The following is a 22,045-nucleotide window of genomic DNA, read 5'->3' on the forward strand; positions in this document are numbered from 1 at the left end:
TCGCGCCATGCTAAAGTCGCTTCGCTTAACCCTCTCCGCCATCGAACCGCGTCAGTGGATCGGGGCGGGAATCGCCATTGGTGCGGTGGGCATCATCGGTTCGCTGTTCTTTCTCGAATATCTCTATGGATATTGGAAGCCTGAGCCAGAGATCGTCTATTTCCAAAGCTGGGAGGCTGACCGCTCCGTCGAGGATGCGCGCGGCGTCCAGATGGAGGAACGTCGCATACGCGAACAGACGGAGGCGCTGGCCGACCAGCTGGCGGCTGAGGCGAGGGAGGGGCTGGACACATCGCCCGCCGCCACAGAGGCGCCGCCCGAATGACCCGATTGGGTGCCCCGGACCCTCGCCGCATGCGCGCAGCCGTCGCGCTGGCAGCACGCGGCAGGGGCCTGACGGCGCCCAATCCTTCCGTCGGATGTGTCATCGTACGGGATGGTGTCGTCGTCGGCGCGGGCTGGACCCAACCGGGCGGTCGCCCCCATGCGGAGGCCGTTGCGCTTCAACAGGCTGGTGACCGGGCGGAGGGGGCCGACGTCTATGTGACGTTGGAACCCTGCGCGCATGACAGCGACCGTGGCCCTGCATGCGCCGACCTTCTCGCCGCCGCCCGGCCGAAACGGGTCGTGCTTGCCATGCAGGATCCCGACGCCCGCACGTCCGGGCGCGGCATCGCCAGGCTGCGGCAGGCGGGGATAGAGGTGATCAGCGGACTGTGCGGTGATCTCGCAGCGCGCGAAATGAACGGCTACCTCGTTCGGCAACAAAAGGGGCGGCCGCGTATCACGCTGAAAATAGCCGTCTCCATCGACGGCCGCGTGGCCCTTCCTTCTGGTGAAAGCCAATGGATAACGGGGCGGGAGGCGCGCGCGCATGTCCACCTCGTTCGGGCGGAGGCGGATTTGATCGTGGTCGGCCGCGGTACGCTGGAGGCCGATGATCCTTCCCTCGATGTGCGCCTGCCGGGGCTTGAGGGACGCAGCCCGAACATTGCCGTCATGTCGGCTACCCTTGCCGAAATTCCACAGGCGACGAGAATCGCCGCCCGCGACCCGGTTCTGCTGCGTACCTTCGCGGATTTCGACGGGCTGCCCTATAATGACATCCTTATCGAAGGCGGTGCCGGAATGGCTGGCTCGTTGCTGGCGGAGGACAGGATCGACCGGCTCCTTGTCTATCGTGCGCCCATCCTGCTGGGCGACCAGGCACCGGGCATCGGCCAACTCGGTCTGAAGAATCTGGCGGAGGCGCACGACCGGTGGCAGCTTTATGCGACGCGGCCTCTTGGCAAGGACCGGCTGGAAATCTACGCCCGGCTTTAGAAGGCAAAAGGGAATCTCATGTTCACCGGCATCATCACCGACATTGGCACCGTCACGCGCGTCGAACAGCGCGGCGACCTGCGGCTGTGGATCAGCAGCCGCTATGACCCCGATGGCATCGACATCGGCGCGTCCATCGCATGTTCCGGCGTATGCCTGACCGTTGTCGAAAAGCGCGATGACCAGTTTGCCGTCGATATTTCCGCTGAGACAATCGCCAGAACCGCACGGCACCGCTGGCAGCAGGGTGCGCGCATAAATCTGGAGCGCGCGCTGAAACTCGGCGACGAACTGGGCGGGCATATCGTCACGGGCCATGTCGACGCGGTCGGCAAGATCGTCGGCATAGAGCCTGTCGGCGACAGCCGGGAGTTTCGGATAGAAGGGCCTGCCTCGGTCGCCGCCTTCATTGCGCCAAAGGGGTCCGTGTGCCTGGACGGCGCATCGCTGACGGTTAACGAGGTTGAGGATGTGGCGGACGGGGTGCGCTTCAGCATTAATTTGATCCCCCACAGCGCCGAACAAACGACATTCGGGTCGCAGAACGAACATCGCGGCGCCCAGGTCGGCGACGACATCAATATCGAGATAGACACATTGGCCCGTTATCTGGGCCGCATGAAGCAAGTGATGGAGAAACGCTGATGGCCCATATCCTGTTGGTAGAGGCGCGTTTCTATACGGGCTTTGCAGACGCACTCCTTGATGGCGCGCGCCATGCGCTTGAGGCTGAGGGGCATACGCATGAGACGATCACCGTTCCCGGCGCGCTTGAAATTCCTGCGGCCATCGCGCTTGCCGACGGATCGAGCCGCTATGACGGCTATGTCGCGCTCGGCACGGTCATTCGCGGCGAAACCTATCATTTCGAAATCGTGGCGGGGGAAAGCGCCCGGGCGATCATGGCGATGACGCTCGACGGCCTCGCCATCGGCAATGGGATCATCACGGTAGAAAACGAGATTCAGGCACGCGTCCGCGCCGAACGCGGGCAAAAGGACAAGGGCGGGGAGGCTGCAAAGGCGGCGCTCGCGCTTCTCGCCCTGCGGGAACAATTCGGAGAGTAGCCCGCTTCGTCGTGGGGCGGGCGGAAAACTGTGGACCGCGCACGAAAGCCGCTTGGGTTCGCAGGTCCGCTTCCCTACATAGCGCGGCATGCCAGCAGTAAAGCTCTCACGACCGCCCCGTCCCTCACGCGCTGCTGCCAGGCTGGCCGCCGTCCAGGCACTATACCAGCGTGACATGTCGGGCGCGCGCGTTCCCGATCTGCTGCGGGAATTTCACGAACATCGTCTGGGCCGCGAGATAGAGGGCAATGAATTTGCCGATGCGGACGTCGATCTGTTCGACGAAATCGTTTCCGGCGTCGCCTTGAAGGAGGCGGATTGCGACGCGGTTATCGCCGCTGCGCTCGTTACCGGTTGGACCATCGACCGGCTCGATCGTCCCTTGCGACAGATTCTCCGCTGCGGCGCATTCGAACTGGCGGAACGTAAGTCGACGCCGACTCCCGCCATCATTTCTGAATATGTTGAGGTGGCAAAGGCTTTTTACGATTCGCCGGAGCCTGGCTTTGCCAATGGCGTTCTCGATACGATCGCCAAACGCGTCCGTTCGAAGAGCTGAGGCGAACGCAGGAGGCCTGATGGCGGACCAGCGCCTCCCCGCCGAATCCGATATCATCGCACGCCTGCGCAGGATCGCACCGCACCCCGCCGCCCGCAGCCTTTCCGATGATGCGGCAGTCTGGCTGCCGCCACTTGGGCGCGAACTCGTCCTCACCCATGACGCCATTGCGGCGAATGTTCATTATCTTCCCGACGACGATCCCAGCGACATCGCCTGGAAACTAGTGGCGACGAATCTGTCCGACCTCGCCGCAAAGGGCGCCACGCCCCGCGGCGTTCTTCTCGGTCTAACCTTCTCGCAAGAGGATGATCGCTGGACGGAACGGTTCTGCGATGGCCTGGCGCGCGTCCTTGGCGAATATGACACGGCTCTCTTTGGCGGGGACACCATTCGCGCGGATTCAACGACCCTCGGTTGCACGGCGATCGGCGATGTACAACCGGGAACGAGCCTGGCGCGAGGTGGGGCGAGGGTGGGCGATGACCTGTATGTCACCGGCAGCATTGGCGATGCGGGCCTCGGTCTTGCGGCGCAAAGGGGCGATGCGCCGGCGGACAAGTATCTCCAGCGGCGCTACCGCCTGCCCATGCCACGGCTTGCCATGGGGCAGGGCCTTTTCCGGGCCGGCGCGACTGCCGCCATGGATGTCAGCGACGGTCTGCTGATCGACGCGCGGCGGCTGGCGGAGGCGAGCGGCATTGCGATCCGGCTGCATTTGTCGGACGTGCCCCTGTCGACCGAGGCTGCTGCAAGGCTACCGTCCGGTACGGAGGGAAGGCTGCTCGCCGCGACCGCGGGTGACGATTACGAGCTCCTTTTTTCGGCGCCGCCGTCTGCTGCCGACACTCTCCACTCCCTCGGCAAAGCGACTCGCACCACGCTGACCCGCATTGGCGGCATCGTGGCAGGTGCGGGGCTTTCCATCGTCTCGGACGATGGCAGCGAAATTCGTCCGGAACGTCTCGGTTTCGAACATTAACAGCGCTACTTGACGCGTTCCCAATTCGGCTTAGCAATACGCAAATAAACGTCGGGGAGGGATATCTCGGCGACATAAGGGAACTTGGGGGGACGAAACAGACATGACCATTGTCGTTGCTGCGCTGCTTTGCGGACTTGCCGCCGTACTTTACGGCATCATCACATCCCGATCACTATTATCTGCCGACGCTGGTAATGCGAAGATGCAGGAAATCGCTGGTGCCATTCAGGAGGGCGCGCGCGCCTATCTGGGGCGGCAATATACTGCCATCGCAATCGTCGGCGTCATCGTCGCCGTCCTTGTCTTCGTTTTTCTTGGCACTGTTCCCGCCATAGGCTTTCTGGTCGGCGCCATCCTTTCCGGTCTCACCGGCTTCATCGGCATGAATATTTCGGTGAAGAGCAATGTGCGCACCGCACAGGCCGCCAGTGTGTCGCTGCAATCCGGACTCAGCGTCGCTTTCCGCGCCGGTGCCGTCACCGGCATGCTTGTCGCTGGTCTCGCCCTGCTGGCGGTCGCCGGACTCTTCTACGTGCTCGTCACCCTCAGTGGCCTTGCACCCGATGATCGCACCGTGATTGACGGCCTCGTCGCCCTCGCATTCGGCGCATCGCTGATTTCGATCTTCGCCCGTCTTGGCGGCGGTATCTTCACAAAGGCCGCTGATGTCGGCGCCGACCTGGTCGGCAAGGTAGAGGCGGGCATCCCCGAGGATGACCCCCGCAATCCAGCGGTGATTGCGGACAATGTCGGCGACAATGTGGGTGACTGCGCGGGTATGGCCGCCGACCTTTTCGAGACCTACGTCGTGACTGTCGGCGCCACCATGGTGCTGACCGCGCTGCAACTGGGATTCGGTGTCGGTGACGAGACGCTGGGCGCCCTGATGGCCCTGCCGCTGATCGTCGGCGGCGTCTGCATCCTGACGTCGATCGTCGGCACCTTCTTCGTGCGGCTGGGCAAGTCGCAGAACGTCATGGGCGCGCTCTACAAGGGCTTCCTCGTTTCTGCGCTGCTCGCGGTGCCCGCACTCTGGTTCGTCACTCAATGGGCCATTCCTGAAATGGGCACCAATATCGGCGAATATGCGGAGGCGAAGGAGGCGATCCTGGATCTCGGCGCGGCAGAATCCGACGCCAGCCAGTCTTTCCTGGCGGCTGCGAACTTCTCGGGCACCGATATTTTCTGGTCGATGATGGTGGGGCTGGTCGTGACCGGCCTGATCGTCTGGATCACGGAATATTATACTTCGGTCGCCTACCGTCCGGTCAGATCGATCGCGGCGGCCTCCGTAACCGGCCATGGCACCAATGTCATTCAGGGCCTCGCGATCAGCCTGGAGGCGACCGCCCTGCCGACTCTGGTCATCTGCGCCGGCATCATCGTCTCCTACAGCCTTGCCGGCATTATCGGCATCGCCTTTGCCGCGACCGCGATGCTGGCGCTTGCCGGCATGATCGTCGCGCTCGATGCCTATGGCCCCGTAACCGACAATGCCGGCGGCATCGCCGAAATGGCGGGTCTGGACGAAAGCGTCAGGGGGAGGACCGATGCCCTCGACGCCGTCGGCAATACGACAAAGGCCGTGACCAAGGGCTACGCCATCGGCTCCGCTGCCCTTGCCGCCCTCGTTCTGTTCGGCGCCTATACCGAGGATCTGAAATATTTCGGCGAAGCGCTCGGTCTGACCGGACCCGTCAATTTCAGCCTGTCCAATCCCTATGTGATCGTCGGATTGCTGCTGGGTGCCTTGCTGCCCTATTTGTTCGGCGCCTTCGGCATGACGGCCGTGGGCCGCGCGGCGGGGGAGGTCGTCAAGGATGTACGCCAGCAGTTCAAATCCAACCCCGGCATCATGGCGGGCACCAGCCGTCCCAATTACGCCTCAACCGTTGATCTGGTAACGAAGGCGGCGATCAAGGAAATGATCATTCCGTCGCTGCTGCCGGTACTGGCGCCGATCGTGGTCTATTTTCTCATCGCCTGGATCGCCGATCCCGCGCAGGGCTTCGCCGCTCTCGGCGCGCTGCTTCTCGGTGTTATCGTTTCCGGCCTTTTCGTCGCCATCTCCATGACGTCGGGCGGCGGCGCGTGGGACAATGCCAAGAAATATATCGAGGATGGCAATCATGGCGGCAAGGGGTCGGAGGCGCACAAGGCAGCCGTCACCGGCGACACCGTCGGCGACCCCTATAAGGACACCGCAGGCCCTGCCGTGAACCCGATGATCAAGATAACCAACATCGTGGCGATCCTGCTGCTGGCGGCGCTCGCGCACTGATTTCGGGAAATCCGGTGCGGTGATCCATCCTTTTGGATCTCCGCACCGGAGCCCCCTTGCGGTTTCAACTGTCTTGCGCGAATAGGACAGCATGGCGTTGTTCCGGCGAGACAAAAAAGCAAGTGCGGCTGTGGACGACGATCCCTGGCCGGCGGCGGACCCCCATGCCGATGCCCCGCCGGAGCATATACCCTTCCGGCAGCGTAAATGGCCGCGCCGACTGTCCAGAGCGTCCGCCGTTTTCCTGCTGCTGTTCGTCATTACCGTCGCCTGGCTGGCGTGGACCGCCCCGCTCGGCAAGGCGCTGGAGCCGCTGGAAAGCCCGGCCATCGTCATCGAGGCAGCCGACGGCACCCCCATTGCGCGCCGTGGCCAATATAAGGATGAGCCTGTCGATATAACGGCCTTGCCCGATTATGTCGGAGAGGCGTTCATCGCCATTGAGGACAGGCGGTTCTATGAGCATTGGGGGATCGACCCGCGTGGCATTGCCCGCGCCTTCTTCGCGAATATGCAGGCAGGCGGCGTCGTTCAGGGCGGATCCACGCTGACGCAGCAACTGGCAAAGACCAGCTTCCTGTCGCTCGACCGTTCCTACAAGCGCAAGGCGCAGGAGGTCCTGATCGCCCTGTGGCTTGAGGCGTGGCTGACGAAGGAGGAAATCCTCTCCCGCTATGTCTCCAGCGTCTATTATGGCGACGGGGCCTATGGCTTGCGCGCTGCCTCCCGCCAGTATTTTTCAAAGACACCTGAGGAATTGACGCTGGGCGAGGCCGCCATGCTGGCGGGTCTGATGAAGGCGCCCTCGCGTCTGGCACCAACAAAAAATTACGAGGCGGCGCGCGCACGCGGCAAGCTGGTCATAGCCGCCCTTAGGGAACAGGGCCTGATCACCGAGGCAGAGTGGCAAGCCGCCGAGCGCGCCCGCCTGAACCCCGGCCGCTCCACCCTTCCCACTGGCTCCTATTTCGCCGACTGGGTCTATCCTGCCGCTGCCGACAGGGTAGGGGTTGCCTATGGCGAGGCGCGTGTACGGACGACGCTTGATCCCGCCATGCAGAAAAGCGCGGAGCGCATCCTGCGACAGCGGCTCGCAAGTTCTTCGGCCACGCAGGGCGCGTTGATCGCCATGCGTCCCGACGGGCGCATCGTCGCCATGGTGGGCGGCGTCGACTATTCGCAATCATCGTTCAACCGCGCCGTCCAGGCGAAGCGCCAGTCCGGCAGCGCGTTCAAGCTGTTCGTATACGACGCCGCGCTGCGCCAGGGCATGTCGCCCCACACCATGATCGAGGATACGCCTGTCACCATCGGTGACTGGAGCCCGGAAAACCATGATGGCCGCTACGCCGGCTCCATAACGCTTGCCGATGCCTTCGCCCGCTCCAGCAATGTGGCCGCCGCACGGCTGACGGAAAAGGTGGGTGCCCGGGCGGTGCGCGGAGCTGCCCGCGATCTGGGGATCGAAAGCGACCTGACCGACGATCTCACCATTGCTCTTGGAACGTCCGAAACGTCACTCTTGGAAATGACGGCTGCCTATGCCGCCTTTGCCGCCGGCGTCCGCCCCATCCAGCCCTATGGCGTAGAGCGCGGGCCAGAGGGCTGGACTGACCGCCTGAGCGGTATATTTGGAAGGCTGCAGGGAATACCCGAACGCCGCAAGATGCTCACCCTCCTGCAAGGCGTCGTCGATCGCGGCACGGGCAGCCGCGTGCGCCTGCCGATCCCCGCTTATGGCAAGACCGGCACCACATCGGATTACCGCGATGCGCTGTTCATCGGCTTTGTCGAGGATCTGGTCGTCGGTGTCTGGGTCGGAAATGACGACAACAGCCCGATGAATGGCGTCACCGGCTCGAACGTACCGGCCGACATTTGGCACAGCTTCATGCTTGCAAATTCAGACGCTGTAAGGGCAGCTCAATCCCGCCTCGCGCGGGCAAACGCCCAGGCCGAACGGCAGCAGCAGGAGGAATCGGAGGCTCTGGATATTGGCGAGCTGATCGGCATCCTCGATGAGGATCTCGGCGAACTTGCCGCTGGCGATGCCGAGGCGGCTGACCGGCTTGCGCAGCGTGTCGAAGACGGAGACTTCACCGCAGAGCAGATCGAACGGCGTATCGAAGAGGCCGTCGGCGATTCGCCGCAACGGATTGAGGAACTGGACGCCGCCCTGGAAGAAGCTCTGGAAGAGCCGGCCCCCTAAGCGACAATTCCGGTTTTATGGGCCCGTCGGGGCGCCACCGCCGCCCGGAACGCTCGACACGCGGCCGATATTTCCAAATATATCTTCGAACAGGCTGTTGTCGCGTCCGAATACCGGTGTCTTGTCGCCTGACACGTCAACATTGGCAATCTGTTCAAGTCCGGTCTGGCGATCAACTGCGGCCACATTGCCATTCGCATCGAAACGTATGGTGACGACCTCCTGGTCTGTCGGCTGCGGCATCAGAAATGCCAATTGTTCGGTGCTGCGGGCGACATAATACCAGGTGTTCTCGTCCCACCTCGATACGAAGGTCGCACGTCCCAGCGTCTTTTCCACCGATTCCCGGTTGTCGACCCCTGGGGAGATCGCGGCCACCAGTTCCTCATCCTCAACATAGCCCTGATGATCGCGCAGCCTCGTGCAGCCGGTCGTCAGAATTAGTGCCGCGGTCAGCGCGATGGCGCTCGCATATGTCTTGCCGTTTGTCATGCCTGTCTCAATATGGGGTTCACTGCTACGCGGCAATCCCTGCCGCTCCCCCATTTTGCTTCACTGCGGAGGCCCATGTTCTTTCGAAAACGCAAAGCCGATCCTTTCGATGTAAAGGCGAAACACCTCTACGATGGTGTAACGGCACGCGCACGGCAGCCTGACTGGTATCTGGCGGGGCAGGTGCCGGACAGCGTCAATGGCCGTTTCGACATGGTGGTCTTGATGCTCTCCTTGCTGTCGGTTCGTCTGGAGCGGGTCGACACTGCGGCGTCGCGTCGCCTGATCGTCCAGATGCACGAATTGTTTGTGGAAGATATGGATATTTCGCTGCGCCAGGTCGGCATCGGCGACATGGTTATCGGCAAGAATGTCGGAAAGGCCATGTCCGCATTTGGCGGCCGTCTCGGCGCCTATCGCGATGCGTGGAACGATAGGGATGCGATGCGGGCCGCGCTCGCCCGCAATCTTTACCGCGGCGAGGAGCAGCCGGAGGCTCTCCGCTGGGCCACGGAGCGGGCGGTGGAGGAGATTGCCCGGCTCGATGGCATGACGGAGCAGGAGCTGTTGCCATGACGGAATTTTCGCGGCCACTTCGTCTCGACGAGATCGGGCAGGGTGCCCGGCGCGACATCGCGGCAACTGAGCAGGAATGCGCGGCCCTGGCCGATCGCTTCGGCCTGGTCTCGATCAAGGGTCTCGCCGCCTCTCTCAACATCGTGCCTGACGACGCCGGTTTTCGTGTCCACGGCACGCTTTCGGGGCATGCGGTGGCAGCTTGCTCCATATCGGCCGAGGATGTTCCGCAGGAGGTTCGGGAGGAACTGGATTTGCTCGTCACGCGGGATAAACCGGCCGTTGGGCCTGATGAGGAAATAGAACTCGACGTCTCTGCCCTCGACGTCATTCATATCGAGGGGGGAAAGATCGATCTCGGGGAAATCGCCGCGGACAGCTTTGCGCTGGCGCTGGACCCGTTCCCTCGCGCCGACGAGGAGACGATCGCTGCCGCGCGTGAGCATCTCAAGAGCGAAGAGGAAGCACGAGCAGCTTCCGAAGCCCTGAAGCAGCAAAATTCGCCTTTCGCTGCACTGAAGGAGGGCAAATAGGTCGGGCCAGACTGATCGCCCCAGCACCACCGGCCTTTAAAGGCAGGCCGATGGTGCTTGAAAAATCCGGGACTGGGAGGCGCGGACGTTAAAACGGAACGTCGTCGTCCAGATCCTGGTCATATGACGGACGCTGCCCGCCACCGCCGCCACCGCCGCGGTCGTCGCCTCGGTCGCCGCCATAGGATGAACCGCCAGCGCCGCCATAATTGCTACCGCCGCCGCCGCCGCCATAGGAGGAGCCGCCCCCTCCTCCGCCGCCGCCGTCGCTGCGGCCGCCCAGCATCACCAGCTCGCCGTTGAAGCGTTGCAGGACGACTTCGGTGGTATATTTGTCCTGGCCATTCTGATCCTGCCATTTGCGCGTCTGCAGGGATCCTTCCAGATAGACCTTGTCGCCCTTTTTCAGATATTCACGGGCGACGCGGACCAGATTCTCGTTGAAGATGGCAACCCGGTGCCATTCCGTTTTCTCGCGCCGTTCGCCCGACTGCTTGTCGCGCCACGTCTCGGACGTCGCGACGGACAGGTTGCAGACCTCTCCGCCGTTGGAAAAGGATTTGAATTCTGGCTCATTGCCCAGATTTCCGACCAGAATGACCTTGTTGACACTGCCCGCCATGGCGCGCTCCTGCTGATTTCAATTGCCGCCATTCAGCATAGCGAGGCGGACGCGTCGAGGGGTGACACAGGACGGACCGTGACTTTCCCCGGTCTTCCCCCGGCTCAGCCGCCCATCAGCCATACTGCCGTCCAATATGTCAGGCCGGCGCCCACATAGGCCATGACGAACAGATAACCGAACATGAACGCCGGCCATTTCCAACCATTTGTCTCCCGCCGGGTAACGGCGAAGGTGGAAATGCACTGCGGGGCGAAAACGAACCACGCCAGAAAGGCCAGTGCGGTCGGCAGGGGCCATGCCGCCCGCAGGCGATCCGCCAGTTCCGTCTCCAGAACCTCTTCATCGTCGGCATCGATGGCGTACACCGTGCCCAGCGCAGCGACAGCGACTTCACGCGCCGCCATCCCCGGAACCAGCGCGATGGAGATTTCGCGGTTGAAGCCGATAGGGGAAAATACATGTTCTAGCGCACCGCCGATACGGCCCGCCACACTATAATCGACCTGACTTTCACCCGGCGGCGCTTTCGGATAGCTGGCGAAAACCCACAACACCATCGTTGAAACCAGAATGATGGTGCCGGCCCGGCGCAGGAACGCCCATGCGCGTTGCCACAGCCCGATGGCGAGATCGCGGATCACCGGAAGCTGATATTTCGGCATTTCCATAAGGAATCCGCCATGCGCGCCCTTCGTTACCGTCATGCGCAATGCCCATGCGGCGACCAGCGCACCGATCACGCCAAAGGCATATAGCCCGAATAGAACGAGTCCCTGCAGATTGGCGAAGCCGCCGACACTGCGATTTGGAATGAAGGCGGCGATGATCACGGCATAGACGGGCAGCCGCGCCGAACAGGTCATCAGCGGCGCGATCAGGATGGTTGTCAGCCTGTCCTTTGGATCGGCGATCGTCCGCGTCGCCATTATGCCCGGAATGGCGCATGCAAAGCTGGACAGCAGCGGGATGAAAGCCCGGCCGGAAAGCCCCACGCTCGCCATCAGCCGGTCCATCAGGAACGCGGCACGGGTCATATAGCCGGACTGCTCCAATAGCAGGATGAACGCGAACAGGATGACGATCTGCGGCAGGAAGATGACCACCGCGCCAACGCCCGCCAGCAGGCCTTCGATCAGAAATGCCCTTATGGGGCCGGGGGGCAGACCCTCGGCGACGACACCCTGCAACCAGCCTATGCCGTTCTCGATCATGTTCATCGGCAGTTCTGCCCAGGCGAACACCGACTGGAACATCAGGAACAGGATCGCCGCCAGCAACAGCGGCCCGATCAGCGGATGCAGCGCGATTCTGTCCACCCGCCGGGTAAAGCCCCCGGCCGTGCCACCGCCGCTGACCGCCGCATCGGCGATCCTGCGTGCCTCCCGCTGCAGCGCGGGCAGGTCCAGCGAGGTGGACGGGGCCACCGCGCGAATGTCCAGCATCTTGCGGGCAGCCGCGTTCAGTTCATCGAGGCCGCGGCGCCTGACGGCGACCGTCGGTATCACGGGTACGCCCAGTTCCTCCTCCAGACGCTCCGCATCGACGGTCAGGCCGTCGCGCGCAGCCAGGTCCATCATGTTCAGCGCGACGATCAAGGGACGCCCCAGCGCCTTCAGTTCCAGCACGAAGCGCAACTGGCTGCGCAGATTGGTTGAATCGACGACGGCGACGATGGCATCGGGCAGCCGCTCCCCCGCCTGCTCGCCCAGCAGAACGTTGCGCGTGACCGCTTCGTCGGGGGAACGCGGGTCCAGGCTGTAGGCACCCGGCAAATCGATCAGGTCAGCGCTCGATCCGTCGGGCAGGCGCAATATGCCGGCCTTCCGCTCCACAGTGACGCCGGGATAATTAGCGACTTTTTGACGGGCACCCGTCAGGGCATTGAAAAGACTGGTCTTGCCGGCATTGGGATTGCCGACCAGTGCCAGCATTGGCGCCACGGCGGCATCGCTCATTCCGCGGCTTCTTTCGGGGCGTCCGCGAACTCGGTCAGTCTGACACGAACGGATGCCGCCTGTGCGCGGCGCATGGCGATGCAGGCATTGCCGACGCGAACGGCAATCGGGTCAGCGCCAAAGGCAGCCCTGTGCAGTAACTCCACCTCAACGCCCTGGTCCAGCCCATGTTCGCGCAGCCGTCGCTCATCGACGCCATTGGCATCGATGCTGTCGATATAGGCGCGGACGCCAGGGGTTAAATCGTTGATATACATGTAAATCGATAAACTCGCAAAATGTTATTGCGAGTGATTATCAGACAAGTGTGCCGCTGGCTAGCGGGCAGGTGGGGGGAAGGGGCGTCAGGCCTCGACCAGTTTCACCAACCGTCGTTCAATTGGCGCCAAAAGGGCGCTCAGGTCGCCGCCGCGTTTCAGCACCTGGCCATGTTCGCCCATCAGCGCGTACATACCCTGCTTTCGCGCCAGCGCTGGGCGCTTGACGACGGTGATCTCGGGCCGGTCGGCGGCGCGGCGAAAGGCGGCAAACCGCGCCTCCTCCTTTTCCATGGATAGGGCATAGTCACGCCATTCACCCGCGGCGACCATGCGTCCGTACAGGTCCATCAGGCGCATCAGTTCCTGTCGATCCCACGGCGTTTGCCGACTCTGTGGACGCGCCGGGTCGAACAGCGGCGTTACGCTCGCCATTCAGGCACGCCGTTCCTGCTGAGCCTCCGGGCCCCTGCGTTCTGCCTCCAAACTATCGAGGCGCTTCTGCAGCGTCGCCAATTCGCAGCGCAGGATTTCCACCTGCTGCGTCTGGGGGTCGAACTTTTCGGAACAGGGCGTGCCATAGGGCACGAAATCCTGGCTGTAATTTTCTGCCGCGACAGGCACCGGCCTGCCGGGAATGCCAACCATGGTGGCCCCTTCGGGAACTTCGCGCGTCACGACTGCATTGGCACCGATCCGGGCGCGCTGTCCCACATCGATCGGTCCCAGGATCTGGGCGCCCGATCCGACGATCACGCCGTCGTGCAGCGTCGGGTGCCGTTTGCCGGGAACACCGTTCGCGGGGTTCGTGCCGCCCAGGGTGACGCACTGATAGATGGTGACGTCATCGCCAATATGCGCCGTCTCGCCGATCACTGTAAAGCCGTGATCTATGAACAGGTTGCGGCCGATCGTTGCGCCGGGGTGTATGTCGATCGCCGTAAACATGCGTGAAATATGGTTGACCAGCCGCGCAAGCAGGAACAGCTCCCCGCGATACAGGAAGTGCGCTATGCGGTGCATGCCCAGCGCCCAGACGCCGGGGTACAGCAGCACCTCCCAGCGCGACCGGGCGGCGGGGTCCCTGTCTTTAACGCTGTCCAGGTAGCGAATGAACGATGCGAACATGGGCGGGGGCACTCCTAGCGCTTCAAGCTTGAGTGAAACCTAGTATGCCCGCCGCCCCGGTGCAAATCCGCGTCAGGTTCAGGCGGCGGCGAGTGTGCGGCCCAGCGCAAAGACCACAGCAGCCATACGCACGGCATATTGAATGGTTTCACCGTTGACGCCGGCCTTCAGCAGGACTTTTTCATGGCTGTCGATGCACATGCCACAGCCATTGATGGCGCTGACGGCCAGCGACCATAGTTCGAAGTCGACCTTCTCGACGCCGGGATTGGCCATTGCATTCATGCGCAGCTTCGCCGGCATTTTCGCATAATCGTCATTACCGGCCAGATGGGTAAACCGGTAATAAATGTTGTTCATCGCCATCAGGGACGCTGCCGACTTCGCGGCGTTCAGCGCCTCTGGCGTCATGTTTTCCGCGGCTTCTTCTTCGGCGGCGTCGATCAGCGGGCCATATGATGTGGCATGGGCGCAGGCGACCAGCAGGCCGTATTTCTTCTGATCGTCGATCATCTGATCGTCGAGCAGGGACGAGATGTTCAGTTTCGTGTCCTTCGCATAATCGGGAAGGGTGCGTGCGAGATCCTTGACGGACATAGGGAATTCCTTTCTTTGGATATAAAAAGGGCGGCGACGGCCGAGGCCAGCGCCGCCCTTATCGTGAAGCAGACGCCAGAATTTAGGCGGCGGGCTTCAGCGTTTCCTCGCCCTGATCCCAGTTGCACGGGCACAGTTCATCGGTCTGCAGTGCGTCCAGGATACGGAGCGTTTCCTTCGGGTTACGACCGACGTTCAGGCCATTGACCGTGATGTGCTGGATGACATTGTCCGGGTCGATGATGAACGTGGCGCGCAGGGCGACGCCAGCTTCGCTGTGAACGATGCCGAGAGCGTTCGCCAGTTCCTTCTTATTGTCGGCGATCCACGGGAAATCGCAGGCTGCCAGACGCTCGTCCGACTTGCGCCATGCGAAGTGGACGAAGTCCGTGTCGGTGGAGGCACCGATCAGGACGGCATCACGATCTTCGAAATCGGCCTTCAGATCGCCATAACCCATGATCTCGGTCGGGCAGACAAAGGTGAAGTCCTTCGGCCACCAGAACAGGATCTTCCACTTGCCGTCGAAATCCTTGTCGGACAGCGTCTCGTCGGCGGGCAGAGCAGAAACGCCCTGCTGGACGGGAACGGTGAATTCGGGAAGTTTGTCGCCAATAGTAAGCATTATAAAAGTCTCCTTTATCGTGGTGGATGATTTGCTACCGAACCGACGCGGCATGCGCCGTTGGGGGGAGTGGCGAATGTGCGCCGGCCCGGCATTTGCTTAACCAAGGCTTTCCATGTGGTCTTGGTTCCGTTATCGTGCCAATGAATTTTATTTTACGGTATGATCGACTGAAGCGATGATGCACCTCCCGACTCTGAAGCAGCTTCAATATCTGGTTGCCTTGCAGGATCACGGCCATTTCGGCCGCGCTGCGGAGGCAAGTTTTGTTACGCAATCCACTCTGTCTGCCGGTCTGCGCGAACTCGAAACGCAATTGGACGCGAAGCTGGTCGAACGCACACGGCGCGTGGTGCGCTTCACGCCCCTGGGCGAACGTATCGCGGCCAAGGCGCGCCTGATCCTGTCGGGCGCGGAGGAATTGACGCATCTAGCCCATGCGGAATCGAAACCGCTGACGGGCGAACTGCGTATGGGCGTCATTCCGACCATCGCGCCGTTCCTGCTGCCACGCATCTTGCCAACCCTGCGAGAGAAATTCCCCTCCCTTCGCCTTTTCCTGCGGGAGGAGCCGAGCGCACAAATCTGCGAGGCACTGCACAAGGGGCAGGTGGATTGCGTCCTTCTTGCGCTGCCATGGCATTGCGGCGACGTGGCGGTCGAACATCTGTTCAACGACCGTTTCTTCGTCGCCGCCCATGTCGACGACCAGCCGGGCGCGCGGGAGAGCGTCGAGGCGGGGGAGATCGATCCGCACCGGCTGCTATTGCTGGAGGACGGGCACTGCCTGAAGGAACATGCCCTCGCCGCCTGCCGAAGGCCGGAATTCCGTTCGGAGGCAAGCGTCATCGGTACATCGCTTCACACGCTGATACAGATGGTGGACAACCGGCTCGGCCTGACGTTGGTGCCGGAAATGGCTATCGAGGCGGGCCTCCTCGATCGCACCGATGTTCAGGCGCGCCCCCTTGCGGGAGATTCGGCGACGCGCGACATTTCCCTGGTCTGGCGCAACTCCAGCCCTCGGGAAGACGAATTTCGAATGCTGGCCAAAGCGCTAATCGACGCCCGCGACGGCGTCGCTTAGGCCTGACCGAAACTGAAGGAGACGGATTCATGAAAGCCCTGCTCTGTGTCGAACACGGCCCCCCCGAAAACCTGGTGGTGAAGGACGTCGACCTGCCCCAGCCTGGTAAGGGCGAGGTACGGCTGAAAGTGAACGTCGCTGGCGTCAATTTCCCCGACACGCTCATCATTCGCGACCTCTATCAGTTCAAACCGGATCTGCCGTTCAGTCCGGGCGGGGAAGCTGCCGGTGTTGTCGATGCGGTGGGCGAGGGGGTGACCGGCCTTCAGGTGGGGCAGCGGGCACTCGCCATGACCGGACATGGCGCATTCGCGGAACATGTCGTGACGCAGGAATCGCGCGTCGTACCGATTCCCGACAGCATGCCGGATGATATCGCCGCCGGTTTCACCATGACCTATGCGACCTCGCACCACGCGTTGAAACAGCGTGCCGAATTGCAGCCGGGTGAAACGCTGCTCGTGCTTGGCGCCGCGGGCGGCGTCGGCCTTGCTGCCGTCGAAATCGGCAAGCTGATGGGCGCAAAGGTCATTGCCGCCGCCTCCACTCAGGAGAAGCTGGACCTTTGCCGCGAATATGGTGCCGACGAAACGATCAATTATGCGGAGGGAGACCTGCGCGAGGGGATCAAGCGCGCCACCGGCGGAAAGGGTGTCGACGTCATATATGATCCTGTCGGTGACAAATTCGCCGAACCCGCCTTTCGTTCGATTGCGTGGAAAGGGCGCTATCTCGTTGTCGGCTTCGCCGCCGGAGATATTCCGAAATTGCCGCTGAACCTGGCGCTTATAAAGGGCGCTGCCATTGTCGGCGTGTTCTGGGGCGCATTCACGCGGCAGGAGCCAAAGGTGCACCAGGCGAATATGGAGGAACTGCTCTCATGGCTGGCGGCAGGCAAGCTGAAGCCGCACGTCTCGAAGCGGTTTCCCCTCGCCGATGGCGGGAAGGCGATCCGCTGGATGATGGACCGAAAGGCGATGGGAAAGGTTCTGATCGAAATCTGATTTATCGGCTTTCACCGCTCCACGCGGAAGGCACAAAGCGCCCCTTCATCCGTTGGACGATCTCAGTCACATCAGCGGAGTAGCACCATGGGCATTTTCGACTTCTTCAAGCGCGACAAGGGCAAGGAACTGTTCGACGAACAGACGCCGGCAGAAAAGAAGGCGGAGAAGATCCGCGACGAAATCGAACGGATGGGTCTGAAGGGCGACATCAAGGTTCGCGTGGAAGGGAACAAAGTCAAACTCAGCGGCAAGGTGCCCGATCAGGCCACCAAGGAAAAGCTGATGGTGCTGGCTGGGAACACCAAGCATATCGAGCAGGTCGACGATGATGAAATGGATACCGAGGGCGCCCCGTCGAGCGCCCCGGCCAGCCGCTTCCACACGGTTGCAAGCGGCGACAATCTGTCGAAGATCGCCAAGGAATATTATGGGGACGCCGGGAAATATCCCGTCATCTTCGAGGCGAACAAGCCAATGCTGACCGATCCCGACAAGATTTATCCCGGCCAGGTTTTGCGCATCCCCGCCGACGGCCCCTCTGGCGCGAGCGCCTGAAATCTCGGCGCGCGGGGTAATCCAGACCCTGCGCGCCCACAAAAGGCCGAGCCAGCGCGTACGCCTAACCGGACAGCAAAACCGCACACCAAACCGCACAGTTCTGTGACCGCATGATCACAGCGTCGGAGAAATCGACCAAAGATCTTTGAAATTTTTTGAAAAATAGGATTTCAAATGAGATCGTTAGGGCTGTTCCTTCTCATCGACACAAGAGCTCAGCTACGCCGGTGGGGGCGTCAGGGCGGGTTGTCCGCCCGTAGCTCGCAGGCACGTACGCGCGCGCGCACATGCGCGCTGAGTGTGCGTTTTGTCCGGTTCGAAAATTCCGAGGGGCTGTCCGGTTTGCCTGAATCGCGCCGCTCGCCCGGCTTATTCGGCGCGTGACCGCTGCTGTGTGATCCACGCGGACAATGTCCGTGGATAAAGCTGGTGCTCGGCAAATTGAACGCGGCGGGCCAGACTGTCCGGCGTGTCTCCCGCCGTAATGCGGACTTTCGTCTGCCCCAGCACCGGGCCCTCGTCGACTCCGGCTGTCACGACGTGGATGGAGCAGCCCGCAAATTCGTCACCGGCCTCCAGCGCCCGCCGGAACGTGTCCAGCCCCTTATATTTGGGCAGCAGTGAAGGGTGGATGTTCAGCATGCGGTCCTGCCATTTCGCCACGAATTCCGGCGACAGCAGCCGCATATACCCCGCCAGGGCGACGTAATCCGCTCCTGCCTCTGTCAGTTGCTCGTCGATCAGGGCATCGAACGCGGACCGCTCCATCCCCCGATGGCTTTGTGCCCAGACCGGGATCCCTTCGGCCTTTGCGATTTGCAGACCTGCGGCGGCAGGATCGTTCGACAGGACAAGTCCGATTTCATAGGGGCAATCGTCCGCCTTCGACGCATAGAGGAGGGCGGCCATATTGCTGCCGGTGCCGGATATCAGCACGGCAACCCGCGCCCGCTCAGCCATCGTAGCGGGCCGTCCACGCTTCTGGGTTGCCCCACGATCCTTCCGCGCCAGTGACGATGGTGGCGCGTTCGCCCTCTTCAATCTGGCCGATCCGGTTCACTGTCTCTCCCGCTTCGGTCAGCATCTGGGTCAGCCTGTCGGCGTCGGCCGCGGCGCAAATCACCGCCATGCCGATGCCGCAATTGAACGTGCGGGCCAGTTCGGCGGGCGCGATGCTGCCTTGGTCGCGAATCCAGTCGATGGCCGACGGCAGCGTCCAGCTATTTGCGTCCAGTACCGCCCGGTGCGTCTTGCCCAGCACCCGGGGGATGTTCTCCAGCAGGCCGCCGCCGGTTATGTGCGCCAGCGCCTTGATCCCGCCGCTGCGCACTGCAGGCAGCAGCGATTCGATATAGATGCGGGTCGGTTCAAGCAAAGCTTCGCCAAGGCTGCGCGATGCGTCGAAGGGCGCGGGTGCGGAAAGATCGTGGCCGAAATCATCGACGATGCGGCGCACCAGTGAATAGCCGTTGGAATGAAATCCGTTCGAGGCAATGCCCAGTATGACGTCGCCAGCCGCAATCGTCTCTCCGGTCAGCTGGTCGCCCCGCTCCACCGCGCCCACGCAAAAGCCCGCAAGGTCGTAATCGCCTGCGCCATACATGCCGGGCATTTCCGCCGTCTCGCCGCCGATCAGCGCGCAGCCCGCCTGGCGGCATCCTTCGGCGATGCCCGCGACCACGGCTTCCGCAACGCCGGCCTCCAGCTTGCCGGTTGCAAAATAGTCCAGAAAGAACAGCGGCTCGGCACCCTGAACGATCAGGTCGTTGACGCACATCGCCACCAGGTCGATGCCGACGCTCTCGTGCCGGTTCATGTCGATGGCCAGCTTCAGCTTCGTACCGACGCCATCGGTCGCCGCGACCAGCAGGGGGTCGTTGAAACCCGCCGCCTTTGGATCGAAGAACGCGCCAAAGCCGCCAATATCGGCATCGCTGCCGGGCCGCTTGGTCGCCGCCACAAGAGGCGCGATGGCGCGAACAAGGGCGTTTCCGGCGGCGATCGAAACGCCCGCCTGCTCATATGTATAGCCGGTCTTTGTCATATGACCCGCGCGCTTAACGCCTCGCCGGTCAGAATCCGACTCCCAAATAGCCTCTTGGGTGCGCTAGGGGCGAGCGCATGATGTTTCGAGGTTTCCTTGTCCTGGCCGCGCTGCTTCTTGGCGCGCTGATGTTGAACGCTGCCGACGCGCAGCAGGATGTGGAGGGCAGGGGATCTGCGAGAGAGGCAGAGGCAGACTCCGCCGCCGCGGGGGCAGGCGTCGCCTTTGCCGTGGACGGCATCCAACTCGATGTGCGGGCCGCAACCGTAGAGCAGGCGCGCGACGCCGCCTTTCGGGAGGCACCCCGACGGGCCTGGCCGCGGCTCTGGGCGCGCATGACCGGCAATGAGATCGACGAGGCCCCTGCCATGACCGACGCGGCGCTGGATGCGATGATCGAGTCGATCGAGGTGGAGGCGGAGCGGTTTGGCGATGGTCGCTATATCGCGACCCTCGGCGTCATATTCGAACGAACCCGCGCAGGGCGCCGGTTGCCGGCCGGGGCGCGGGTGTTGCAGTCCGGTCCCCTGCTGTTGATTCCCTTGCTGACGGATGCGGGCGCTGCTTCGACACTGGATCCTGACAGTGCCTGGTTCGCGGCGTGGCAGGAATTTTCCACCGGCGCCAGCGTCATCGACTATGTCCGGCCACAAGCGACGGTCGCCGACAGGATCCTGCTGGGCAGTTGGCAGGCGCTTCGGGATGACCGCGCGCTATGGCGTGCTGCGCTAACCAAATATGATGCGGACAATGTTTTGGTGGCAGAGGCGCGGCTGATCCGCTCATACCCTGGCGGTCCTGTCACGGGCCAGTTCGTGGCCCGCTACGGTCCCGACAGTACCGTGTTGCAGACATTCACGCTCAGTGCGAACGGCACCGCTGGCATTTCCGACATGCTGGCGGATGCGATCAAGCGCATCGATGGTATTTATTCCCGCGCATTGCAGGACGGAACGATAGTGGCCGACGATTCGCTTAGCGTCGCCCTCGCTCCGATCGAGGCCCCCGCCGGGCAATTGGACGACGGATTCACGGCCGAGCAGGCGTTGACGGCGACCGTGGTGACGCCGGAAGCCGACGACTGGACCCGCATCAGGGCGGTGCTCGATCAGGTGCCACAGGTGGCGGGCTTTACTTTGGAAACCTTGAATATCGGGGGTACCTCAATCGTCCGCATTGCCTATGCCGGGGAGCTTGCCAACCTTCGTTATTCCCTCGACAGTCGCGGCCTTCGGCTGGAACCGGGCGAGGTCGGATATCGCTTGCGCCCAAGGATTGAGGGCGAGGCACCTTTGCCGCCCCCCGCCATCCCCAGCCCATCGGCATCGCCCATCCCTGACCCTGCCAACACGCCGCCGGGTTCTGGTCCGGCGCCGCCGCCCGGATCTCCGCCATCGCCGGCCACTCCTGACGCTCCTGACGCTCCTGACGCCGAGAACGCACCGGAACCGCTGCTACCTGACATTGATGGATGATCTCGCATTCCCCGGCAGGTCGATCTCCCTATCGGAACCGGCGTTCGAATGACTGGGCAGATGCCCTTGCCGCTCTCCTATCGGGGCGGTCCCGGACAGAGCAGGTTCTTCGTTTCCGATGCCAATCGAAGCGCAGTCGCCCAGATCGATCAGTGGAGGGAGTGGCCTGAAGGCGGGGCGGTCCTCCTTGGTCCGGAGGGATCGGGGAAATCCCACCTCGCCCGCCTGACGAGCCAGCGTGCCGGTAAATGCCTCGTCGTTGTAGAGGATGCCGATCAAGACCGGGATGAGGCAGGACTTTTTCATCTCGCAAATCGTGCCAGGAATGGCGGTGCCGCCTTGTTGATCACGGCGCGTACGCCGCCTGCATCCTGGACCATTACGCTAGCCGATCTCGGCTCCCGGGTGCGGTCTTTGCCGATTCTACGGATAGAAGAACCGGACGAGGCGTTGATGCCCGAACTGCTGGCAAAAGCGCTAAGGGCGCGGGGCGTCGTCGCTCCGCCGGACGTGCTGTCCTATGTCGCGCTAAGGCTGGAAAGGCGTTATGCGGCAATACACGATGCCGCCGCTCGGCTGGATGCCGCTGCGCTTGCCATGGGTAGAAATCTGTCCGTTCCCCTCGCCAGGAGGACGTTGTTCGACCAGGAGGATTGAGTGGA

The 22,045-nt window shown here is 62.6% G+C and carries 24 protein-coding genes and 1 pseudogene; 15 read left to right on the plus strand and 10 right to left on the minus strand.

The window, feature by feature from the left end:
• Positions 1-7: 7 nt before the first annotated feature.
• The 8 genes from ACSMXM_RS03340 (at position 8) to ACSMXM_RS03375 (ending at position 8,424) form a co-directional block, all read left to right on the plus strand.
• Entirely contained in the window at positions 8-325 is a 318-nt protein-coding gene (locus ACSMXM_RS03340; RefSeq protein ID WP_460313938.1) for a hypothetical protein, read from the plus strand.
• A complete protein-coding gene (gene ribD, locus ACSMXM_RS03345; protein ID WP_460313939.1) occupies positions 322-1,323 on the plus strand; it encodes a bifunctional diaminohydroxyphosphoribosylaminopyrimidine deaminase/5-amino-6-(5-phosphoribosylamino)uracil reductase RibD in 1,002 nt (333 codons plus the stop codon). Before ACSMXM_RS03340 ends, ribD begins: the two co-directional genes overlap by 4 nt.
• Positions 1,324-1,341: 18 nt before the next feature.
• Positions 1,342-1,968, plus strand: coding sequence for a riboflavin synthase (locus ACSMXM_RS03350; RefSeq protein ID WP_460313941.1), 627 nt, complete (start codon positions 1,342-1,344; stop codon positions 1,966-1,968).
• Positions 1,968-2,390 (plus strand): 6,7-dimethyl-8-ribityllumazine synthase, encoded by a 423-nt coding sequence (ribH, locus tag ACSMXM_RS03355; RefSeq protein ID WP_460313943.1) that lies wholly within the window; start codon positions 1,968-1,970, stop codon positions 2,388-2,390. The genes ACSMXM_RS03350 and ribH overlap by 1 nt, the downstream gene beginning before the upstream one ends.
• Before the next feature lie 88 nt (positions 2,391-2,478).
• Positions 2,479-2,949, plus strand: coding sequence for a transcription antitermination factor NusB (gene nusB / locus ACSMXM_RS03360; RefSeq protein ID WP_460313945.1), 471 nt, complete (start codon positions 2,479-2,481; stop codon positions 2,947-2,949).
• Between the two features lie 19 nt (positions 2,950-2,968).
• Positions 2,969-3,931, plus strand: coding sequence for a thiamine-phosphate kinase (gene thiL, locus ACSMXM_RS03365; protein ID WP_460313947.1), 963 nt, complete (start codon positions 2,969-2,971; stop codon positions 3,929-3,931).
• A 103-nt stretch (positions 3,932-4,034) separates the two neighbouring features.
• The gene (locus tag ACSMXM_RS03370) at positions 4,035-6,215 is read left to right on the plus strand and encodes a sodium-translocating pyrophosphatase (protein ID WP_460313949.1); all 2,181 of its coding nucleotides are present in this window, start codon (positions 4,035-4,037) and stop codon (positions 6,213-6,215) included.
• Positions 6,216-6,345: 130 nt separating this feature from the next.
• Positions 6,346-8,424: a transglycosylase domain-containing protein gene (locus ACSMXM_RS03375; RefSeq protein ID WP_460313951.1), complete on the plus strand. Its 2,079-nt coding sequence runs from the start codon at positions 6,346-6,348 to the stop codon at positions 8,422-8,424.
• A 15-nt stretch (positions 8,425-8,439) separates the two neighbouring features.
• Here the strand turns inward: ACSMXM_RS03375 and ACSMXM_RS03380 are convergent, their stop codons facing one another.
• Positions 8,440-8,916: an outer membrane protein assembly factor BamE gene (locus ACSMXM_RS03380; RefSeq protein WP_460313952.1), complete on the minus strand. Its 477-nt coding sequence runs from the start codon at positions 8,914-8,916 to the stop codon at positions 8,440-8,442.
• Positions 8,917-8,991: 75 nt separating this feature from the next.
• Between ACSMXM_RS03380 and ACSMXM_RS03385 the strand changes: the two genes are divergently transcribed.
• Positions 8,992-9,492 carry a ubiquinol-cytochrome C chaperone family protein gene (locus ACSMXM_RS03385; RefSeq protein ID WP_460313954.1) on the plus strand — a complete coding sequence of 167 codons (501 nt, stop codon included), beginning with the start codon at positions 8,992-8,994 and terminating at the stop codon, positions 9,490-9,492.
• Complete coding sequence (locus ACSMXM_RS03390; RefSeq protein ID WP_460313956.1) at positions 9,489-10,025, plus strand: YceD family protein; 537 nt, start codon at positions 9,489-9,491, stop codon at positions 10,023-10,025. The genes ACSMXM_RS03385 and ACSMXM_RS03390 overlap by 4 nt, the downstream gene beginning before the upstream one ends.
• An 88-nt stretch (positions 10,026-10,113) precedes the next feature.
• On the opposite strand, the gene ssb is transcribed toward ACSMXM_RS03390, so the two are convergent.
• From ssb to ACSMXM_RS03425, 7 genes are all read right to left on the minus strand, one after another.
• The gene (gene ssb / locus ACSMXM_RS03395) at positions 10,114-10,647 is read right to left on the minus strand and encodes a single-stranded DNA-binding protein (protein ID WP_460313958.1); all 534 of its coding nucleotides are present in this window, start codon (positions 10,645-10,647) and stop codon (positions 10,114-10,116) included.
• 104 nt (positions 10,648-10,751) lie between these two features.
• A complete protein-coding gene (feoB, locus tag ACSMXM_RS03400; protein ID WP_460313960.1) occupies positions 10,752-12,605 on the minus strand; it encodes a ferrous iron transporter B in 1,854 nt (617 codons plus the stop codon).
• Entirely contained in the window at positions 12,602-12,862 is a 261-nt protein-coding gene (locus ACSMXM_RS03405; RefSeq protein WP_460313962.1) for a FeoA family protein, read from the minus strand. The genes feoB and ACSMXM_RS03405 overlap by 4 nt, the downstream gene beginning before the upstream one ends.
• Positions 12,863-12,949: 87 nt before the next feature.
• Positions 12,950-13,297, minus strand: a complete 348-nt coding sequence (locus ACSMXM_RS03410) for a DUF2794 domain-containing protein (RefSeq protein ID WP_460313964.1) — start codon at positions 13,295-13,297, stop codon at positions 12,950-12,952.
• Complete coding sequence (epsC, locus tag ACSMXM_RS03415) at positions 13,298-13,990, minus strand: serine O-acetyltransferase EpsC (protein ID WP_460313966.1); 693 nt, start codon at positions 13,988-13,990, stop codon at positions 13,298-13,300.
• A 78-nt stretch (positions 13,991-14,068) separates the two neighbouring features.
• A complete protein-coding gene (locus tag ACSMXM_RS03420) occupies positions 14,069-14,587 on the minus strand; it encodes a carboxymuconolactone decarboxylase family protein (protein WP_460313968.1) in 519 nt (172 codons plus the stop codon).
• Between the two features lie 82 nt (positions 14,588-14,669).
• Positions 14,670-15,212: a peroxiredoxin gene (locus ACSMXM_RS03425; protein ID WP_460313970.1), complete on the minus strand. Its 543-nt coding sequence runs from the start codon at positions 15,210-15,212 to the stop codon at positions 14,670-14,672.
• Between the two features lie 181 nt (positions 15,213-15,393).
• Between ACSMXM_RS03425 and ACSMXM_RS03430 the strand changes: the two genes are divergently transcribed.
• The 3 genes from ACSMXM_RS03430 to lysM all read left to right on the plus strand — a co-directional run bounded on the left by ACSMXM_RS03430 (position 15,394) and on the right by lysM (position 17,861).
• Entirely contained in the window at positions 15,394-16,299 is a 906-nt protein-coding gene (locus ACSMXM_RS03430) for a LysR substrate-binding domain-containing protein (RefSeq protein WP_460316347.1), read from the plus strand.
• A gap of 29 nt (positions 16,300-16,328) precedes the next feature.
• Complete coding sequence (locus ACSMXM_RS03435) at positions 16,329-17,303, plus strand: NADPH:quinone oxidoreductase family protein (protein WP_460313972.1); 975 nt, start codon at positions 16,329-16,331, stop codon at positions 17,301-17,303.
• Positions 17,304-17,390: 87 nt separating this feature from the next.
• Positions 17,391-17,861, plus strand: a complete 471-nt coding sequence (gene lysM / locus ACSMXM_RS03440) for a peptidoglycan-binding protein LysM (RefSeq protein WP_460313974.1) — start codon at positions 17,391-17,393, stop codon at positions 17,859-17,861.
• Between the two features lie 387 nt (positions 17,862-18,248).
• On the opposite strand, the pseudogene purN reads toward lysM, so the two are convergent.
• Positions 18,249-18,824, minus strand: a pseudogene (purN, locus tag ACSMXM_RS03445) (phosphoribosylglycinamide formyltransferase); the annotation flags it as partial.
• Positions 18,817-19,908: a phosphoribosylformylglycinamidine cyclo-ligase gene (purM, locus tag ACSMXM_RS03450; protein WP_460313976.1), complete on the minus strand. Its 1,092-nt coding sequence runs from the start codon at positions 19,906-19,908 to the stop codon at positions 18,817-18,819. The pseudogene purN and the gene purM, both read right to left, overlap by 8 nt.
• Before the next feature lie 77 nt (positions 19,909-19,985).
• On the opposite strand from purM, the gene ACSMXM_RS03455 reads away from it, so the two are divergent.
• On the plus strand, positions 19,986-21,383 hold the full coding sequence (locus tag ACSMXM_RS03455; RefSeq protein WP_460313978.1) for a heavy-metal-associated domain-containing protein: 1,398 nt from the start codon (positions 19,986-19,988) through the stop codon (positions 21,381-21,383).
• A 48-nt stretch (positions 21,384-21,431) separates the two neighbouring features.
• Positions 21,432-22,040 (plus strand): HdaA/DnaA family protein, encoded by a 609-nt coding sequence (locus ACSMXM_RS03460; RefSeq protein ID WP_460313979.1) that lies wholly within the window; start codon positions 21,432-21,434, stop codon positions 22,038-22,040.
• The last annotated feature ends 5 nt before the right edge of the window (positions 22,041-22,045 follow it).

It is taken from the genome of Pacificimonas sp. ICDLI1SI03, from assembly GCF_054740865.1.

Excerpts from the sequence above, each read along its gene's own strand:
- ACSMXM_RS03340 (WP_460313938.1), top strand. The coding sequence starts at position 8 with ATGCTAAAGTCGCTTCGCTTAACCCTCTCCGCCATCGAACCGCGTCAG.
- ribD (WP_460313939.1), top strand. The coding sequence starts at position 322 with ATGACCCGATTGGGTGCCCCGGACCCTCGCCGCATGCGCGCAGCCGTC.
- ACSMXM_RS03350 (WP_460313941.1), top strand. The coding sequence starts at position 1,342 with ATGTTCACCGGCATCATCACCGACATTGGCACCGTCACGCGCGTCGAA.
- ribH (WP_460313943.1), top strand. The coding sequence starts at position 1,968 with ATGGCCCATATCCTGTTGGTAGAGGCGCGTTTCTATACGGGCTTTGCA.
- nusB (WP_460313945.1), top strand. The coding sequence starts at position 2,479 with ATGCCAGCAGTAAAGCTCTCACGACCGCCCCGTCCCTCACGCGCTGCT.
- thiL (WP_460313947.1), top strand. The coding sequence starts at position 2,969 with ATGGCGGACCAGCGCCTCCCCGCCGAATCCGATATCATCGCACGCCTG.
- ACSMXM_RS03370 (WP_460313949.1), top strand. The coding sequence starts at position 4,035 with ATGACCATTGTCGTTGCTGCGCTGCTTTGCGGACTTGCCGCCGTACTT.
- ACSMXM_RS03380 (WP_460313952.1), bottom strand. The coding sequence starts at position 8,916 with ATGACAAACGGCAAGACATATGCGAGCGCCATCGCGCTGACCGCGGCA.
- ACSMXM_RS03385 (WP_460313954.1), top strand. The coding sequence starts at position 8,992 with ATGTTCTTTCGAAAACGCAAAGCCGATCCTTTCGATGTAAAGGCGAAA.
- ACSMXM_RS03390 (WP_460313956.1), top strand. The coding sequence starts at position 9,489 with ATGACGGAATTTTCGCGGCCACTTCGTCTCGACGAGATCGGGCAGGGT.
- ssb (WP_460313958.1), bottom strand. The coding sequence starts at position 10,647 with ATGGCGGGCAGTGTCAACAAGGTCATTCTGGTCGGAAATCTGGGCAAT.
- feoB (WP_460313960.1), bottom strand. The coding sequence starts at position 12,605 with ATGAGCGATGCCGCCGTGGCGCCAATGCTGGCACTGGTCGGCAATCCC.
- ACSMXM_RS03405 (WP_460313962.1), bottom strand. The coding sequence starts at position 12,862 with ATGTATATCAACGATTTAACCCCTGGCGTCCGCGCCTATATCGACAGC.
- ACSMXM_RS03410 (WP_460313964.1), bottom strand. The coding sequence starts at position 13,297 with ATGGCGAGCGTAACGCCGCTGTTCGACCCGGCGCGTCCACAGAGTCGG.
- epsC (WP_460313966.1), bottom strand. The coding sequence starts at position 13,990 with ATGTTCGCATCGTTCATTCGCTACCTGGACAGCGTTAAAGACAGGGAC.
- ACSMXM_RS03420 (WP_460313968.1), bottom strand. The coding sequence starts at position 14,587 with ATGTCCGTCAAGGATCTCGCACGCACCCTTCCCGATTATGCGAAGGAC.
- ACSMXM_RS03425 (WP_460313970.1), bottom strand. The coding sequence starts at position 15,212 with ATGCTTACTATTGGCGACAAACTTCCCGAATTCACCGTTCCCGTCCAG.
- ACSMXM_RS03430 (WP_460316347.1), top strand. The coding sequence starts at position 15,394 with ATGCACCTCCCGACTCTGAAGCAGCTTCAATATCTGGTTGCCTTGCAG.
- ACSMXM_RS03435 (WP_460313972.1), top strand. The coding sequence starts at position 16,329 with ATGAAAGCCCTGCTCTGTGTCGAACACGGCCCCCCCGAAAACCTGGTG.
- lysM (WP_460313974.1), top strand. The coding sequence starts at position 17,391 with ATGGGCATTTTCGACTTCTTCAAGCGCGACAAGGGCAAGGAACTGTTC.
- purM (WP_460313976.1), bottom strand. The coding sequence starts at position 19,908 with ATGACAAAGACCGGCTATACATATGAGCAGGCGGGCGTTTCGATCGCC.
- ACSMXM_RS03455 (WP_460313978.1), top strand. The coding sequence starts at position 19,986 with ATGATGTTTCGAGGTTTCCTTGTCCTGGCCGCGCTGCTTCTTGGCGCG.
- ACSMXM_RS03460 (WP_460313979.1), top strand. The coding sequence starts at position 21,432 with ATGACTGGGCAGATGCCCTTGCCGCTCTCCTATCGGGGCGGTCCCGGA.